General features: G+C 49.9%; 12 protein-coding genes. All 12 read left to right on the top strand.

All coding sequences use genetic code 11. The annotated features are described in order from the left end of the window. The first annotated feature begins 39 nt into the window (after positions 1 to 39). Positions 40 to 603, top strand: a complete 564-nt coding sequence (locus CFF01_RS07140) for a sigma-70 family RNA polymerase sigma factor (protein ID WP_033537730.1) — start codon at positions 40 to 42, stop codon at positions 601 to 603. After that, positions 596 to 1300: a DUF3379 domain-containing protein gene (locus CFF01_RS07135; protein WP_088904342.1), complete on the top strand. Its 705-nt coding sequence runs from the start codon at positions 596 to 598 to the stop codon at positions 1298 to 1300. The genes CFF01_RS07140 and CFF01_RS07135 overlap by 8 nt, the downstream gene beginning before the upstream one ends. A gap of 307 nt (positions 1301 to 1607) precedes the next feature. Further along, on the top strand, positions 1608 to 3059 hold the full coding sequence (gene putP, locus CFF01_RS07130) for a sodium/proline symporter PutP (protein ID WP_088904341.1): 1452 nt from the start codon (positions 1608 to 1610) through the stop codon (positions 3057 to 3059). 370 nt (positions 3060 to 3429) lie between these two features. Further along, a complete protein-coding gene (locus CFF01_RS07125; RefSeq protein WP_088904340.1) occupies positions 3430 to 4761 on the top strand; it encodes an OmpP1/FadL family transporter in 1332 nt (443 codons plus the stop codon). Between the two features lie 104 nt (positions 4762 to 4865). Then, a complete protein-coding gene (locus CFF01_RS07120; protein WP_088904339.1) occupies positions 4866 to 5252 on the top strand; it encodes a VOC family protein in 387 nt (128 codons plus the stop codon). Positions 5253 to 5316: 64 nt separating this feature from the next. Continuing rightward, positions 5317 to 6027: an SIMPL domain-containing protein gene (locus CFF01_RS07115; protein WP_088904338.1), complete on the top strand. Its 711-nt coding sequence runs from the start codon at positions 5317 to 5319 to the stop codon at positions 6025 to 6027. Between the two features lie 114 nt (positions 6028 to 6141). Continuing rightward, complete coding sequence (locus tag CFF01_RS07110; protein WP_033537724.1) at positions 6142 to 7158, top strand: efflux RND transporter periplasmic adaptor subunit; 1017 nt, start codon at positions 6142 to 6144, stop codon at positions 7156 to 7158. 30 nt (positions 7159 to 7188) lie between these two features. Then, positions 7189 to 10443 carry an efflux RND transporter permease subunit gene (locus CFF01_RS07105; protein ID WP_088904337.1) on the top strand — a complete coding sequence of 1085 codons (3255 nt, stop codon included), beginning with the start codon at positions 7189 to 7191 and terminating at the stop codon, positions 10441 to 10443. Positions 10444 to 10454: 11 nt separating this feature from the next. Continuing rightward, entirely contained in the window at positions 10455 to 10667 is a 213-nt protein-coding gene (locus CFF01_RS07100; protein ID WP_033537722.1) for a YgaP family membrane protein, read from the top strand. 172 nt (positions 10668 to 10839) lie between these two features. After that, a complete protein-coding gene (locus CFF01_RS07095; protein WP_408640512.1) occupies positions 10840 to 11154 on the top strand; it encodes a rhodanese-like domain-containing protein in 315 nt (104 codons plus the stop codon). A 524-nt stretch (positions 11155 to 11678) separates the two neighbouring features. Then, positions 11679 to 14090, top strand: coding sequence for a S8 family serine peptidase (locus CFF01_RS07090; protein ID WP_088904336.1), 2412 nt, complete (start codon positions 11679 to 11681; stop codon positions 14088 to 14090). 98 nt (positions 14091 to 14188) lie between these two features. Beyond that, positions 14189 to 14533: a VF530 family protein gene (locus CFF01_RS19295; RefSeq protein WP_232479519.1), complete on the top strand. Its 345-nt coding sequence runs from the start codon at positions 14189 to 14191 to the stop codon at positions 14531 to 14533. Positions 14534 to 14713 lie beyond the last annotated feature (180 nt).

Genomic DNA, 14713 nt, shown 5'->3' with positions numbered 1-14713 from the left:
AATTGGCGCACCAACCCCTTCCTATGCTGCGAGTAAAAAATGTTTAGCGTGATACGAAATATAAAACCGAAAAAGTCGGTCAATAGTGACATGCTGAATAAACAACGACGATACGATAGCCTTGTCAGGGCACTTCATGGCGATCTGTTCCGCTACGCCTATTGGCTGTGCGGCGATAAACATATCGCTGAAGATATCACTCAAGAAACCTTTTTACGTGCTTGGCGCTCTCTTGAGTCTTTAAAAGATGATAAAGCCGCCAAGGCTTGGTTGATCACGATTTTACGCAGGGAAAATGCGCGCCGTTTCGAACGTAAGCAGTTTGATTACTCGGACATAGATCAAGCCGATATTGCCGACCATATCTCCTCGTCCAGTGAGGAGAACATGGAGCAACATATGCTAAGACGCCAGATCGCAAAGCTCGAAGCCGAATACCGCGAACCACTGGTATTACAGGTGATTGGTGGTTTCAGCGGCGAAGAGATTGCCGGCATCCTAGATCTAAATCGTAATACCGTAATGACCCGCTTATTTCGCGCTAGAAATCAGCTAAAAGAGATACTCGATGACACGCACACCAGGGGGCGCTCCAATGGATGAGCTAAAATTCCGCCGCGAGGCCTATGAAAATCCACATCGTCAAGATGACGAGTTTCTTGCGTCGATGCATGAATCGAGCGAGCGCACTGCCTTTGTAAACGATCTCAAGCTATTAGATAACAAACTCGAAGCTGCGTTAAAAATCGATATTCCCGAAGATCTTGAGGCCAAGCTACTACTGAATCAGCAGCTACATCAGCATCAGGTCGATCGCCGCAAGACTGGCTTTACTCTGGCTCTGGTGGCGTCTATTGCCTTTATCGCCGGCATCAGTTTCACCCTGATGCGACTGGCACCTGTGGACCTAGGTCAGCATGCGCTGACCCATGTCTACCACGAAAAGGTAGCGATGCAGAGCGAGCAAAATATCAGTGTCGACGAAATCAATACTCAACTGGCCTCGCTAAGCAGCCTCAACCAGGCGCAGTTTACCGAACAACCGGGACGAGTGCTCTTTAGCACTTACTGCGACTTCCAAGGCGTGAAGAGCATCCACCTGGTGATGCAGGGCAAGCAAGGCAAAGTCACTCTGTTTATTGTACCACTCGACGATCGCATGGTGCTCGAGGAGGCCTTCGCCGACAAGCGTTATCAGGGCATGGGCTTCAAGTCTGAAAATGCCTATGTGTTGCTGGTCGCAGAGCATGCCAAAGATCTGGACTATGTCAGAGATGAAGTAAAAGAGTCGTTTATCTAGGCCTGATTTTACCAAGGTTAAGCGATTAAGCTGGGGGCACGCTTTGAGCCCCCACAAACAAAGTGCCACACAAAAGCACAACAAGCCCTCATGATGCACAACAAACCCAAAACAACTCGCCTATATCTGACAATTTATCGACCGATCTCGCCAGGATCATGATCACATTTCACGACATATTTGGGCTCACGCTCAAACATCTGCTAGCATAGCAGGCCAACTTAAAACAAAAATGCCAACTCACTGCTGTCGCGGGCTGCGGCCTTAAATAGGGTGCTAACTGGCATGACAATAATACGGCGTAAGCATGAATATTGAATTACCCATTTTAATTACCTTTTTCGGCTACCTCGTCCTCATGATGGGCATTGGCCTTTGGGCATATAAAGCAACCGACTCAGTCGACGATTATATTTTGGGTGGCCGCTCTATGGGGCCAGCCGTAACCGCTCTTAGCGTGGGCGCCTCAGACATGTCAGGCTGGCTGCTGCTCGGCTTACCCGGAGCCGTCTATCTGGGTGGGCTGGGTGAAGCCTGGATCGGCATAGGTCTGGTCTTTGGCGCCTGGTTAAACTGGTTGTTTGTCGCCAAACGTTTGCGGATCTACACCCAATTCACCGACAACGCCCTCACCCTACCAGACTTCTTCGAGAAGCGTTTCGAAGACAAGCAATCTGTGCTCAAGTTAGTGTCGGCGGTCACCATCTTAGTGTTTTTCACCTTCTATACCTCATCAGGCATGGTGGGCGGCGCCATCTTATTTGAAAAGGTGTTTGGCCTAGATTACAACCTGGCTCTGCTTATCGGCTCGGGGATCATAGTCGCCTACACCTTCGTTGGCGGTTTCTTTGCCGTGAGCTGGACAGATTTCTTCCAGGGCTGTCTAATGCTGATCGCCCTGCTGATCGTACCCGTGGCAATTTTCAGCCAACCAGAGACTCAAAACGGCATCCATAGTCTGGATCCTGCCATGTTGACCCTGATTAGCGACAACACCACACTTATAGGTCTGGCATCTCTGCTGGCTTGGGGACTAGGCTACTTTGGTCAGCCGCACATACTGTCGCGTTTCATGGCCATTGGCAGTGCCGATGATCTCAAGGTGTCTCGCCGTATCGCCATGAGCTGGATGATTGTCGCTCTCATCGGCGCCTTGGCTACAGGCCTTGCTGGCACCCTCTATTTTGCCGACCAGCCAATCGATAACCCAGAAACGGTATTTATTCATCTGGCCCATGCAGCCTTTAATCCTTGGATTGGTGGCTTGCTGATCGCGGCGATTCTTTCCGCCATCATGAGTACCATAGACTCTCAGCTACTGGTTTGCTCCAGTGTGATCACTGAAGACTTCTACAAGAAGTGGCTAAGACCCCAAGCCAACAGTAAAGAGTTGATGATGATTGGCCGTATCGGCGTACTGGCCATCGCCATCATCTCGGGCATTATCGCATTAAATCCAGAAAGCAGTGTGCTCAGCCTGGTCAGCTATGCCTGGGCTGGTTTCGGCGCGGCATTCGGCCCTGTCGTCATCCTGTCACTCTTCTGGCGCGATTACAGCCGTAATGGCGCTGTGGCCACCATTATCGTTGGTGCCATTACTGTAGTACTTTGGAAACAGAGCAGCGGCGGCATCTTCGATCTCTACGAGATATTACCCGGTTTTGTGTTCGCCATGCTGTCGGGCATCTTGGTCAGCCTGATCTCTAAACCAGAGAGCAGCACCCGCGAACAGTTCGAGCAATTTAGTCAAAAATTGTAAACATATCAGTTAACGCTCATTTGTATTAAAAATGAGCGTTAGATCAAAAAAGCGTACACGTGTACGCTTTTTTTATACCTCGAAAATTTTACCGATAATTTGCACTTTCACATTCCATTAACCTTTAGAAAAACCTAAACCAAACCCATATAATGCGTGGGATAGCGGCGACCACAAGCTCTCCTGTTAAGAACGACACACCAAGAGATTTTTTCGGAAAAACGTTAACAGAAACTCAACAAAAAAACCGATCTGGTCGGAGTTGTTGGGGCTGCAGCACATCCCTACTATGCACGGGATTTATAAAAAGGACTTGGCCTATTCATGGCTACATGAAATTGCCGCCAAGCCACCATAATGAGAATAAACTATGAAGCGTTTCAACAAGACAATATTAGCGGTAGCCGTAACACTCGCCAGCTCACAAGCAATGGCTGCCGGTTTCCAACTTAACAGCCAGTCAGCGACCGGTATCGGCCGCGCCTTTGCCGGTGACGCCGTCATTGCAGATAACGCTTCAGTGTTATCTCGTAACCCAGCAGCTATGGCCTTATTCGATGAAAAACAACTGTCAGTTGGCCTGACCTATGCCGACGTTGAAGTCAGCGTAAAAGATGTTTACGTCGACACTGTACTCGGTCAAATTCACTACGGCCATGTGGACGATGCAGCAGAAGCTAAAATAATCCCTAACTTCTACTACGTCAGCCCAGTCAACGACAAGTTCGCCTATGGCGTTGCCATGTTCAGCAACTTCGGAACTGGTACAGACACCACACCTCTATCAGAGCAGTTGGTTAACGGCCTGCCCGGACCTCTAGACTTGCTGGGTAAAACTGAAGTCGCCACCTTTAACCTTAACCTAAGTGGCTCGTACCGTTTTAACGACCACTTCAGCATAGGTGCTGGTGTCGATGTAATTTATGGTACAGGCACCCTTACCCGTGGTGGACAGGTTCCGACCGCTGAAGGCCCAGGACAATTGGACCTGGTCGATGTTGAAGCCGATGGCGTCGCCTTCGGTGGTATCATAGGTGCCGTCTACGAGATCAACGCCGATCACAGATTCGGTATGAGCTACCGCTTTAGCCCAGATTTTAAGGCAACTGGCGATATCGACATGTATAACCCGATTGCCGGTGCCACTGTCGCATTCGATGAGATCAATATCCCTATGCCGGATATCTTCCAGGTAGCAGGTTTCCACCAACTCACCGAAAAGTTTGCTCTGCACTACACAGCGCAGTTGACCACTTGGGGCGATTTCCATGAGATCACAGTGACCGACGGTGTTGTAGGTGGTGTAGGTGGTGTACCAGTGGCTCCTGAAGCCAGCCTAAAAACCTATGCTTGGGATGACTCTTGGTTGTTCAGCATAGGTGGTACCTATACCCTTAACCAAGACTGGACAATACGTGCCGGTTATATGTTTGACCAAGGGGTCGTTGGCGAAGTCAGCTCTATCTCAATCCCTGACTCTGATCGTCAGTGGTTTACCGCAGGTGCAACCTTTAATCTCAGCAAGCACGCCAGCCTGGATTTCGGTGTCGCCTTTGTTCGCGGTGAAGATGTACAGTTAATTGAGCACAGTGCTATCACTGGCGGCCTACCAATTATTGGCAACCCTCAATCAAGCGAAGTACACGCCACTACTCGCTCTAACGCGACCTATTACTCTATGCAGTACAACTACAAGTTCTAACTTGTTCTACTGTCCTTAAAAAGCCGCAGACTACTGCGGCTTTTTTGTAGTTATTGGAAAAGTTTCCTACAGTTAATACAAACTCCTATAACGACAGATGGACAATGGCTAAAGTAATAGGTTTAGGTGGAATATTTTTTAAGAGCGAGGATCCTCAAAAACTCGCCAACTGGTACAAAACCTACCTTGAGGTGCCAGTAGAAAACTGGGGCGGCGCAGCCTTCTACCTCAATAATCTGATGCCAATGGCTGCCACAGGCTATAGTGTGTGGACCCCCATGGCCAAAGACACAGATTACCTTCACCCTTCTAGCAAAGAGTTTATGTTTAATCTGATCGTCGATGATCTCAATGAAGCGCTGGCCCAGGTGGCCGAAGGCGGCGCCGAGTTAATAGCGGAAACCGAGGACTCTGAATTTGGTCGTTTCGGTTGGTTTATCGACCCCGATGGCAACAAGGTAGAGCTCTGGCAGCCCAGTAACCAAGCATAGTGCTGGAAAACCCGACCAAACAGGCATATGCTGGCGCTAACGACAAGCAACTCGGACGCTTCTCATGCAAAAATCACTGGCAAGTATTCTCTTAGGCGGCTTTATCTGCGCCGGTCTCTATCTGTTAGGCACAAGTTTAGGTGACAGCATCATAAAGATGCGCGCCATGGAACGAACTGTCACGGTAAAAGGCCTCGCTGAGGCAGAAGTGAAAGCCGATACCGCTATCTGGCCCATCCGCTTTACCCAAGTGGATAATGATCTCAATAACCTCTATCAAGAGGTCCAAACCAAAACCGATAAAGTTATTGCCTTCCTGATTAAACAAGGCTTTACACAGGAAGAGATCTCAAGCTCGCTCCCCTCTATCGAAGACAGGCAGGCCCAGGGCTATGTCGACCCTAACGTCAAATACCGCTACGCCGCTCAGGTCACTGTTTCACTCTATACCAAACGGGTCGAGTTGCTTCTGGCCACTCAAGGTAATCTTCTTGAGCTGACCAAAGAAGGAATAGCCATCTCCAATCAAGACTACAACGGACGCACTGAATTTCTGTTCACTGGGCTCAACGAGTTAAAACCACAAATGGTACAGACAGCCACAGAAAACGCCCGTCAAACCGCTGAGAAGTTTGCGAAAGACTCGGACTCTCAACTGGGTAAGATCAAAAACGCCTCTCAGGGACAATTTACCATCAGCAACCGAGACAGTAATACACCGAGTATTAAAAAAGTCAGGGTAGTTTCTACTCTGACCTATTACTTAAACGATTAGTTTTAAAGGGGCTAATAATTTCGCCCCTATCAATCGTATTTTTCTAATAAAAGATTGCACAAGCTTAAAAAGTCCATTAGAATTTTCTTATGAAGTTTTAAGAGGTGATCTTCCATGCAAGTACAACACGCGTTTTCTATCGGCATTATGCTGTCACTTGTCAGCCTATTTTCGAGTGCCAGTGAGCAGCCGACAATAACCCTAACTACAGAGTCTCAGCCCCAGTGGATCACCTTAGATGCACAGCTTGAAGCCGTAAAGTCGGCCACGGTATCGGCGCAAACCTCCGGCCGTATCATCAAGATTAACTATGACGTTAATGATATTGTTCCTCAGGGCGCATCACTGCTTGAGATCACCAGCAAGGCCCAAGGCGCCGAACTGGCGGCGGCCGAAGCCGAGCTTGCCCGTGCGCAGGCTCAAAATGAAGAGGCACAAAAACAGCGTAAACGTTTTGAGCAGTTGTTCCCACAAGGCGCTATCTCTCAAGGAGATATGGACCAGGCCATCGCCAATGCCAGAGCCGCAGCACAAGCCGTAAGCGCGGCCAGAGCGCGGATTATTCAAGCCAATGAATCCCTGCAATATACTATCGTTAGTGCACCCTTTGCCGGTGTAGTCACTGCACGCCATGTGGAAGTGGGTGAAACCGTGTCTCCTGGCCAGCCACTGCTCAGCGGCTTTGCCACCGAACATATGCGCGCAGTCACTCATGTGCCGCTGCGTTACATCGACGCGCTAAGAGCCAACCCTAAGATGAAACTCGCCCTGGCCAATGGAAAAGAGATAGAGTCTGATGCCCTGACCATCTTCTCTTTTGCCGACGCCAATAGTCACAGCTACAAGACGCGAATTGACTTGCCGCCTCAAGAACCCAACCTGATGCCAGGCATGTGGGTCAAAGCCAGTTTTAATGCCGGCGATCGCAATACGCTCACCATTCCCGAATCGGCGGTGATCTATAACAGCGAACTCAGTGCGGTTTACCTCAAGCACAAGGATCATTTCGTTCTCAATCAGGTACGTTTGGGAAATAAACAAGGGGATCGTTTCGAGGTGCTCTCTGGCCTAAGCGACGGTGACACCATCGCTCTCGATGCCTATCAAGTACTGCTGCAGTTAAAGCAATAATGCCGTTGATCTCATAGGAGCCGTATTACGATGAATCAGCAAGATCGACACACAGATGGACCGCACAATACTAAACGCCTTGGGTTCTCTGGGCGCCTCGCGGCGATGTTTCAGCTCAGTGCCATTACTCCGCTGCTGGCATTGCTTGGGCTTTTGCTTGGTCTATTTGCCGTCATGGTTACTCCAAAAGAGGAAGAACCTCAAATTGATGTCACCTTTGCCGATATCTATATCCCCTTCCCTGGCGCGACCCCGAGTGAAGTCGAGCAGTTGGTGACTCAGCCTATGGAAGAGGTGATCTCGCAGATCAAGGGCATAGACACTCTTTACTCCTTCTCTCAACCAGACGGCGCATTGATCATTGCTATCTTTGAGGTGGGCATTCCCCGCAATGAGGCGATAGTCAAACTCTACAACCAGGTCTATTCCAATAAAGACAAGGTTGCCAGCCATGCCGGCGTGGGCGAGCCACAGATTAAACCCCGTGGCATCGACGATGTGCCTATCGTCAGCCTGACCCTCTGGTCGAAAAATAGCGCGCAATCTGCCGAGCAACTCACCCATATCGCCAAGGGACTGGAAAGTGAGCTTAAGCGCATTCCGGGCACCCGAGAGATCTATAGCGTTGGTAGCCATGAGATCAGCCTGAACGTCCGCATCGACCCGGCGAAGATGAGCTTCTATGGCCTTACCTATGACGATATTAACCGCAGCTTGTCGAGCAACAACCATGTCTCCATGCCGGTATCCCTGGTGCAAGATAATCAGGAGATCAAGGTACAAACTGGGCAGTTTTTAAAATCGAAACAAGAAGTTGAACAGCTGGTTGTTGCCGTCTATCAGGACGAATCTGGCCAAAGCGCCCCCGTGTATCTGGGCGATATCGCCAAGATTAGCCTCAATAGTGACATCCCAACCCAGCACGCCTGGCATGGCGACAAGTCGGCAATCTACCCAGCCGTTACCATAGCTATCGGCAAGCAGCCTGGCGAAAATGCCGTGGATATCGCCAATGTGATCCTGGAAAGACTGGATAAGATAGACAACATCTTAGTCCCGGACGATGTCAACATAGAGGTATCGCGTAACTATGGTAAAACAGCAGGTGATAAGGCCAACACCCTGATCCTTAAGCTGGTATTTGCTACCTCTGCCGTGGTGATCTTAGTGTTTCTCACCATGGGCCTGCGTGAGTCTGTGGTGGTGGGTATCGCCATCATTATCACCTTGGCGATCACCCTGTTTGCCTCCTGGGCTTATGGCTTCACCTTAAACCGTATCTCATTGTTTGCCTTGATATTCTCCATCGGTATCTTAGTCGATGATGCCATCGTGGTGGTGGAGAACATTCACCGGCACATGGCCCTTGGAAAACGATCCTTTGTGGAGCTTATCCCCGTCGCCGTCGACGAAGTGGGCGGACCGACCATTTTGGCGACCTTTACCGTGATCGCCGCATTAATGCCGATGGCCTTTGTATCTGGCCTCATGGGCCCCTACATGAGCCCTATCCCCATCAATGCCAGCATGGGGATGCTGATCTCCCTGGCCATCGCCTTTATCGTGACCCCTTGGCTGGCGACTAAGCTACTCAAAGGCCATAGCCATCAGAGCAGCGATAGCGAACATGACGTAGACGATCGCATGCTCAGACTCTTTACTCGCTTGATCTCGCCCTTTGTTCGAGGCAAACAGGCCGGTAAGGCAAGAATTGGTCTAGGCGCCGCAATTGCCTTACTGATCATGATTGCCGTCTCGCTGCCGGTGGGACAGCTGGTAGTGCTTAAGATGCTGCCATTTGACAATAAGTCTGAGTTTCAGGTGATGGTAGACATGCCAGAGGGCACACCGGTTGAGCAAACTCAGCGCGTCCTCAAGGCGCTGGCCTTAGAGCTGGATAAAGTGAAAGAGGTGGATAACTATCAGCTCTATGCGGGTACCAATGCGCCGATGAACTTTAATGGCTTGGTTCGCCACTATTTCCTCAGACAAAGCCAGGAACTGGGCGACATTCAGGTCAACTTGGTCGACAAGGGTGATCGCGACAGAGACAGCCACAGCATTGCCTCTGAGGTACGTATGGCACTTCAGGCCACAGCCAAGCAATACAATGCCAACGTCAAGGTCGTCGAAGTGCCTCCTGGGCCGCCGGTATGGTCACCTATCTTAGCCGAGGTCTATGGCCCCAACGCCGAGATGCGCGAAACCGCTGCCAAAGCGTTGCAACAGCTATTCCACGACACGCAGGACGTAGTCGATATCGACATCTACCTGCCAGCCGCGCAGCAAAAGTGGCAGGTCAATATCGACCGCTCTAAGGCCAGCCTGCTGGGCGTGCCTTATAGCAACATCGTCGATCTGGTGGCGACCTCTGTCGGTGGCAAGGCGGTGAGCTATTTGCACAAGCCGAATCAAAAGACCCCTGTACCTATCAAGCTTCAGCTAGAAGAAGGCGCCAAGGTAGATCTGGAGCAGGTGCTTAACCTCAGGCTCACAACAATGTCGGGGACCTCTGTGCCTGTCTCTGAGCTGATCACCATACATAAGCGCGTCATAGATGCCCCTATCATACGCAAGAATATGATCCCAATGATCATGGTGGTAGCCGATATGTCTGGTCCACTGGATAGCCCACTCTATGGCATGTTCGACATCGCAGGCAGTATCAACCAAGAAGGCGGTCTGGGCTTTGACCAGCATTATGTCAATCAACCCTCAGGCCTGGACAGCATTGCCGTGCTTTGGGATGGCGAGTGGAAGATCACCTATGAGACCTTTAGAGACATGGGGATAGCCTATGCTGTGGGCATGATAGCTATCTATCTGCTGGTCGTCGGTCAGTTCCGCTCCTACAGCGTCCCGTTGATCATCATGGCGCCGATCCCGCTCACCATTATTGGGGTGATGCCGGGTCACGCTCTGCTTGGCGCTCAATTTACCGCCACCTCAATGATAGGCATGATCGCCCTGGCCGGTATTATCGTGCGTAACTCTATCCTCTTGGTGGACTTTATTAATCAGGAAACCGCAGCTGGCGTGCCCTTCGAACAGGCGGTGATCCATTCCGGTGCCGTCAGGGCCAAGCCCATCATGCTAACGGGTCTGGCCGCCATGATAGGTGCACTGTTTATTCTTGATGATCCGATCTTCAACGGGCTAGCCATTAGCCTGATCTTCGGCATCTTGGTTTCAACGCTATTAACCCTGGTGGTGATTCCCGTGCTCTATTACGCCGTGATGCGCCATCGCCCCGAATATTTTGCCGCGGTCAATCCGCAATCTTAAGGAGATACAGTATGTCTGTCGAACGTAGTATTTTTGCCTTTGCTGGCTTTATGGTCATGTTGTCATTGCTGCTCACCGCCTTTGTACATCCCAACTTTATCTGGCTAACCGCCTTTGTTGGCGCTAATCTATTTCAAAGCGCCTTTACCGGCTTCTGCCCCGCAGCCATGTTAATGAAGAAGATGGGGATCAAAACGGAAGCGGAATTGGCTCGCATGAAATAATACCAATCACTGTAAGTAAGTGATCAGAAATAGCGTTTTAACAAGCTAGGATGAGCAGTTATTGACTAAGATTGGTAAAACTCACAGATCACAAGGAGTCAAGGTGAGACAAGCCAAAAAAATGCTAGCAACCCCTGTAATGAGTCTGATGACGCTGTTCTTCATCGTCATCATGGGTATCTCTGCGCCGAGTTACGGCGAAGAGAAAAACCCTAAAATCGCTTGGGAACATATTGAGCAAGGGGCCATGATTGTCGATGTCAGAACCCCGGAGGAGTTCGCTGAGGGACATTTAGCAAACGCAATAAATATCCCCTTTGAGCAGATTGCCGAGGAGTTTACCAAGCGTAATATCGATAAAGATCAATCCGTTGTGCTCTATTGTCGCAGCGGTCGGCGTAGCGGTATAGCACAGGAAAGCCTGATCAAATTGGGTTACAGCAACACCTATAACGGTGGTGGCTATCAAAGCCTGGTAAAAGAGTAACGAATACAGCATTTAAAAAGGCACCTTAAGGTGCCTTTTTTATTTCAGTGGCTTGGATGTCTTTAACAATACAAAATAGCTACCACCTTGGTTTTTAGCTATCAGCCTTCCTGTCGATTGCCCACCTAAACTGTAACAAGTCAAACAGCATATAACTATTTGATATAAGATATTTCAAGTATGGAATATCTAATTTCTATTTAATACAAAGATTTAAAATTAACAGTCAATTTCTCGTCGCTATCTCTCCCGCCAAACCAACCCTGTATAAACACGCTACAAATTCGAATAAATACTCAAAAATATAATAAATCACCTAGGTTGCAATCGTATTCATTGATTAGCAAGTGCATAAAAATGTATTAAAAACCATCCCAAATCTTTCGCCAGCCAAACTTAACACCTTGTTTACAAATGTTTCATCAGCAGATAAATTCACTGCCGAGTGACGGTTATTGTGGCAGTCATGCTGCAATGCACTCTAATAATAATTATTAATTCTAACTTTTAAAATGGAATACAAAATGACAGTTAAAAAGACAACTGCGGTCGCTATGTCTTTGTCTGCGCTTGCCCTGGCAATTGCAGCAAACGTCAATGCAGCCCCTTCGAAAGGACTCCACCTGCAGGCAGACAATGCCCGCATCAATCAAGCCTCACCACTGCCTAAGCGTTACATAGTCAAATTTAAGAATGCCGAAGCTGCAGCCCAGGCCAGTGATAACGCGCTCAGTGAGTATCAGCCAAGAGCTAACGAAGTTTTCTCACAACACAGAGCACTTAACAGCGTGAAGGCCAAGCAGATGAAGCGCATCGGTCGCTCAAACGCCTACTCAGCTCAGTTAGATGCAAACGGTATCAAGGCGCTGAAACTTCGCGCCGACGTGGATTATGTCGAAGAAGATATGCCGCGCCGTTTACTCAGCGAAACCACACCTTGGGGCCAAACCTTTGTGGGCGCCACCAGCCTGAGCGACAGCATGGCTGGCAACCGCACTATCTGTATCATCGACTCGGGTTACGACCGTAGCCACAGCGAGCTAAGCGGCAACAATGTAACTGGTACCAATAACTCAGGCACAGGCAACTGGTATGAGCCAGGTGCGAACAATGCCCACGGTACTCACGTTGCCGGCACCATCGCGGCTATTGCCAACAACGACGGTGTAGTAGGTGTTATGCCAAACCAAAACGCCAACATCCACGTGGTCAAAGTATTTAACGCCGAAGGTTGGGGTTACTCCTCTTCATTAGTGTCAGCGGTTGACACTTGTGTAAACAATGGTGCAAACGTGGTAACCATGAGCCTGGGTGGTTCGCAATCAACCACCACAGAGCGTAACGCGCTTGCAGCCCACGCCAACAACGGCGTGCTACTGATTGCCGCTGCCGGTAACGCCGGTAACAACACTCATAGCTACCCTGCGTCATACGACGCTGTAATGTCTGTGGCTGCGGTAGATAACAACAAAGATCACGCCGCCTTCTCTCAATACACCAACCAGGTAGAGATCTCGGGCCCAGGTGAAGCAATTCTGTCAACCGTCACACGTGGTGAAGGTCGTTTGGCCAACATCACAGCCGGTGGCGTGTCCTATTTTGACAATGGCGTCGTGCCCCATAACCGCTATGTGAAAGACAGCAGCGGCAACTATGTTGGCACACCGATAATAGGTTCTGTCACCGCTGAGCTGGCCGAATGTAGTGTTTCTGGTGGCGTCTTTAACTGTGGCGACATGACTGGCAAGGTTTGTCTGGTTGAGCGTGTCGGCAATCAAGGCGCTAGTTATCCAGAGATCGATGCAGTGAAAGCGTGTAACAATGCCGGCGCACAGGCTGCAATCGTCTTTAGTAACACCACGCTACCAGGTTTGCAAAACCCCTTCCTGGTTGACACGAACAACGAAGCCCCTATGGTTTCTGTTTCTGTCGATCGCGCAACCGGTCAGGCACTGCGCGCTCATCTGGGCACCAATGTTACCGTTGCCAACACAGATGCTGAAGATTACGAGTACTACAACGGTACTTCTATGGCGACGCCTCACGTCTCTGGCGTAGCAACGCTGGTGTGGAGCTATCACCCTGAGTGTAGCGCCGCCCAGGTTCGTGCAGCGCTTAACGCAACGGCAGAAGATCTTGATGTAGCTGGTCGCGATGACAAGACAGGTTACGGTCTAGTCGACGCAGTTGCCGCCAAAGCGTATCTCGATGCCTCTTGCAACGGCCCAACCGATCCAGGTACAGGCAGCGGTAGCAACGTACTAGAAAATGGCGTGGCTAAGACCAACCTGACTGGCGTGAAAGGCGACGAGCTACACTTCTCAATCGATGTGCCAGCCGGTGCCAGCGATCTGAACTTCGCCATGAGCGGTGGTACAGGCGATGCTGACCTTTACGTTCAGTATGGTGCGGCGCCTACTCTAAGCAGCTACGACTGTCGTCCATGGAAAGGCGGCAACAGCGAGTCTTGCCCAGTGAGCACACCACAGGCGGGGACTTACTATGTGATGGTTCAAGGCTATAGCGACTTTAGCGGTGTAAGCCTCACGGCCAGCTACACTGAGCAAAGCTCAGGCGGTAACACAGGCGGCGCCGCTACCTACACCAACAACACTAGCTACGCTATCCCTGACAACAACACGGCTGGCATCAGCAGCCCAATTGCTGTCACTCGTAGCGGCGACTCTGGCACTGTCACAGTAAAGGTTAACATTACCCATACCTATATCGGTGACCTGCAGGTTGAGCTGCATAGCCCAAGCGGTCAAGTTGCCGTACTACACGACAACAGCGGCGGCAGTGCTGACAACATTATTAAGAGCTACACAGTGGACATGTCTGGCGTTGAATCTGCCGGAACCTGGACACTGAAGGCTGTCGACAGCGCCCGTCGTGATACAGGCACTATCGATGCTTGGGAACTTAGCTTCCAGTAAGCGAATGCCAATATAAGGGGACCTCAGGGTCCCCTTTTTTATCGAAAACATCCAAAATAAACTGATATAATGGCCAAAATTTTTTAGAAATCTTTACCATGACTCAGGCGAACAATCCGCTACACGGCATCAAACTAGAAACCCTACTCACAGATCTTGTCGATCACTACGGCTGGGAAGAGCTGGGCAGACGCATAGATATCCGCTGTTTTAATCACGACCCTTCTATCAAATCCAGTCTTAAATTTTTACGTAAGACCCAATGGGCTAGAGAGAAAGTCGAGCGCCTTTACCTCAAGATGATAGGCGAGCCTATCCCGCCACACCTAAAAGGCGAAACCGGTCGTGACGCTCAAGCGCCTGCTGCGACACCACGCGTTGATACACCAGACAGTCAGGGGCAAAAGGATGTTAATCAGCATATCTGGGGCAGCAAAGAGTGATCTTTCAGGGTTTATCATAACATAGATAGAAGGCCTGAGATAAATAAGAAGATCTGAGATAAACAAGAAGATTCAGACATTAAGAGAAAATCGCTACACCAAGAGCTCATGGCATTGCAAGGGAATGATTGCCTGAGCGCCGAGCTGCAAGGTAAACCGTTTCAAGAGCAGGTAGTCATC

This window comes from Shewanella marisflavi, from assembly GCF_002215585.1.
GTDB classification, from domain to species: domain Bacteria; phylum Pseudomonadota; class Gammaproteobacteria; order Enterobacterales; family Shewanellaceae; genus Shewanella; species Shewanella marisflavi.
This window is presented reverse-complemented; position numbering and strand designations above follow the sequence as displayed.

Excerpts from the sequence above, each read along its gene's own strand:
- CFF01_RS07110 (WP_033537724.1), top strand. The coding sequence starts at position 6,142 with ATGCAAGTACAACACGCGTTTTCTATCGGCATTATGCTGTCACTTGTC.
- CFF01_RS07140 (WP_033537730.1), top strand. The coding sequence starts at position 40 with ATGTTTAGCGTGATACGAAATATAAAACCGAAAAAGTCGGTCAATAGT.
- CFF01_RS07105 (WP_088904337.1), top strand. The coding sequence starts at position 7,189 with ATGAATCAGCAAGATCGACACACAGATGGACCGCACAATACTAAACGC.
- CFF01_RS07095 (WP_408640512.1), top strand. The coding sequence starts at position 10,840 with ATGGGTATCTCTGCGCCGAGTTACGGCGAAGAGAAAAACCCTAAAATC.
- putP (WP_088904341.1), top strand. The coding sequence starts at position 1,608 with ATGAATATTGAATTACCCATTTTAATTACCTTTTTCGGCTACCTCGTC.
- CFF01_RS07125 (WP_088904340.1), top strand. The coding sequence starts at position 3,430 with ATGAAGCGTTTCAACAAGACAATATTAGCGGTAGCCGTAACACTCGCC.
- CFF01_RS07115 (WP_088904338.1), top strand. The coding sequence starts at position 5,317 with ATGCAAAAATCACTGGCAAGTATTCTCTTAGGCGGCTTTATCTGCGCC.
- CFF01_RS07090 (WP_088904336.1), top strand. The coding sequence starts at position 11,679 with ATGACAGTTAAAAAGACAACTGCGGTCGCTATGTCTTTGTCTGCGCTT.
- CFF01_RS19295 (WP_232479519.1), top strand. The coding sequence starts at position 14,189 with ATGACTCAGGCGAACAATCCGCTACACGGCATCAAACTAGAAACCCTA.
- CFF01_RS07120 (WP_088904339.1), top strand. The coding sequence starts at position 4,866 with ATGGCTAAAGTAATAGGTTTAGGTGGAATATTTTTTAAGAGCGAGGAT.
- CFF01_RS07135 (WP_088904342.1), top strand. The coding sequence starts at position 596 with ATGGATGAGCTAAAATTCCGCCGCGAGGCCTATGAAAATCCACATCGT.
- CFF01_RS07100 (WP_033537722.1), top strand. The coding sequence starts at position 10,455 with ATGTCTGTCGAACGTAGTATTTTTGCCTTTGCTGGCTTTATGGTCATG.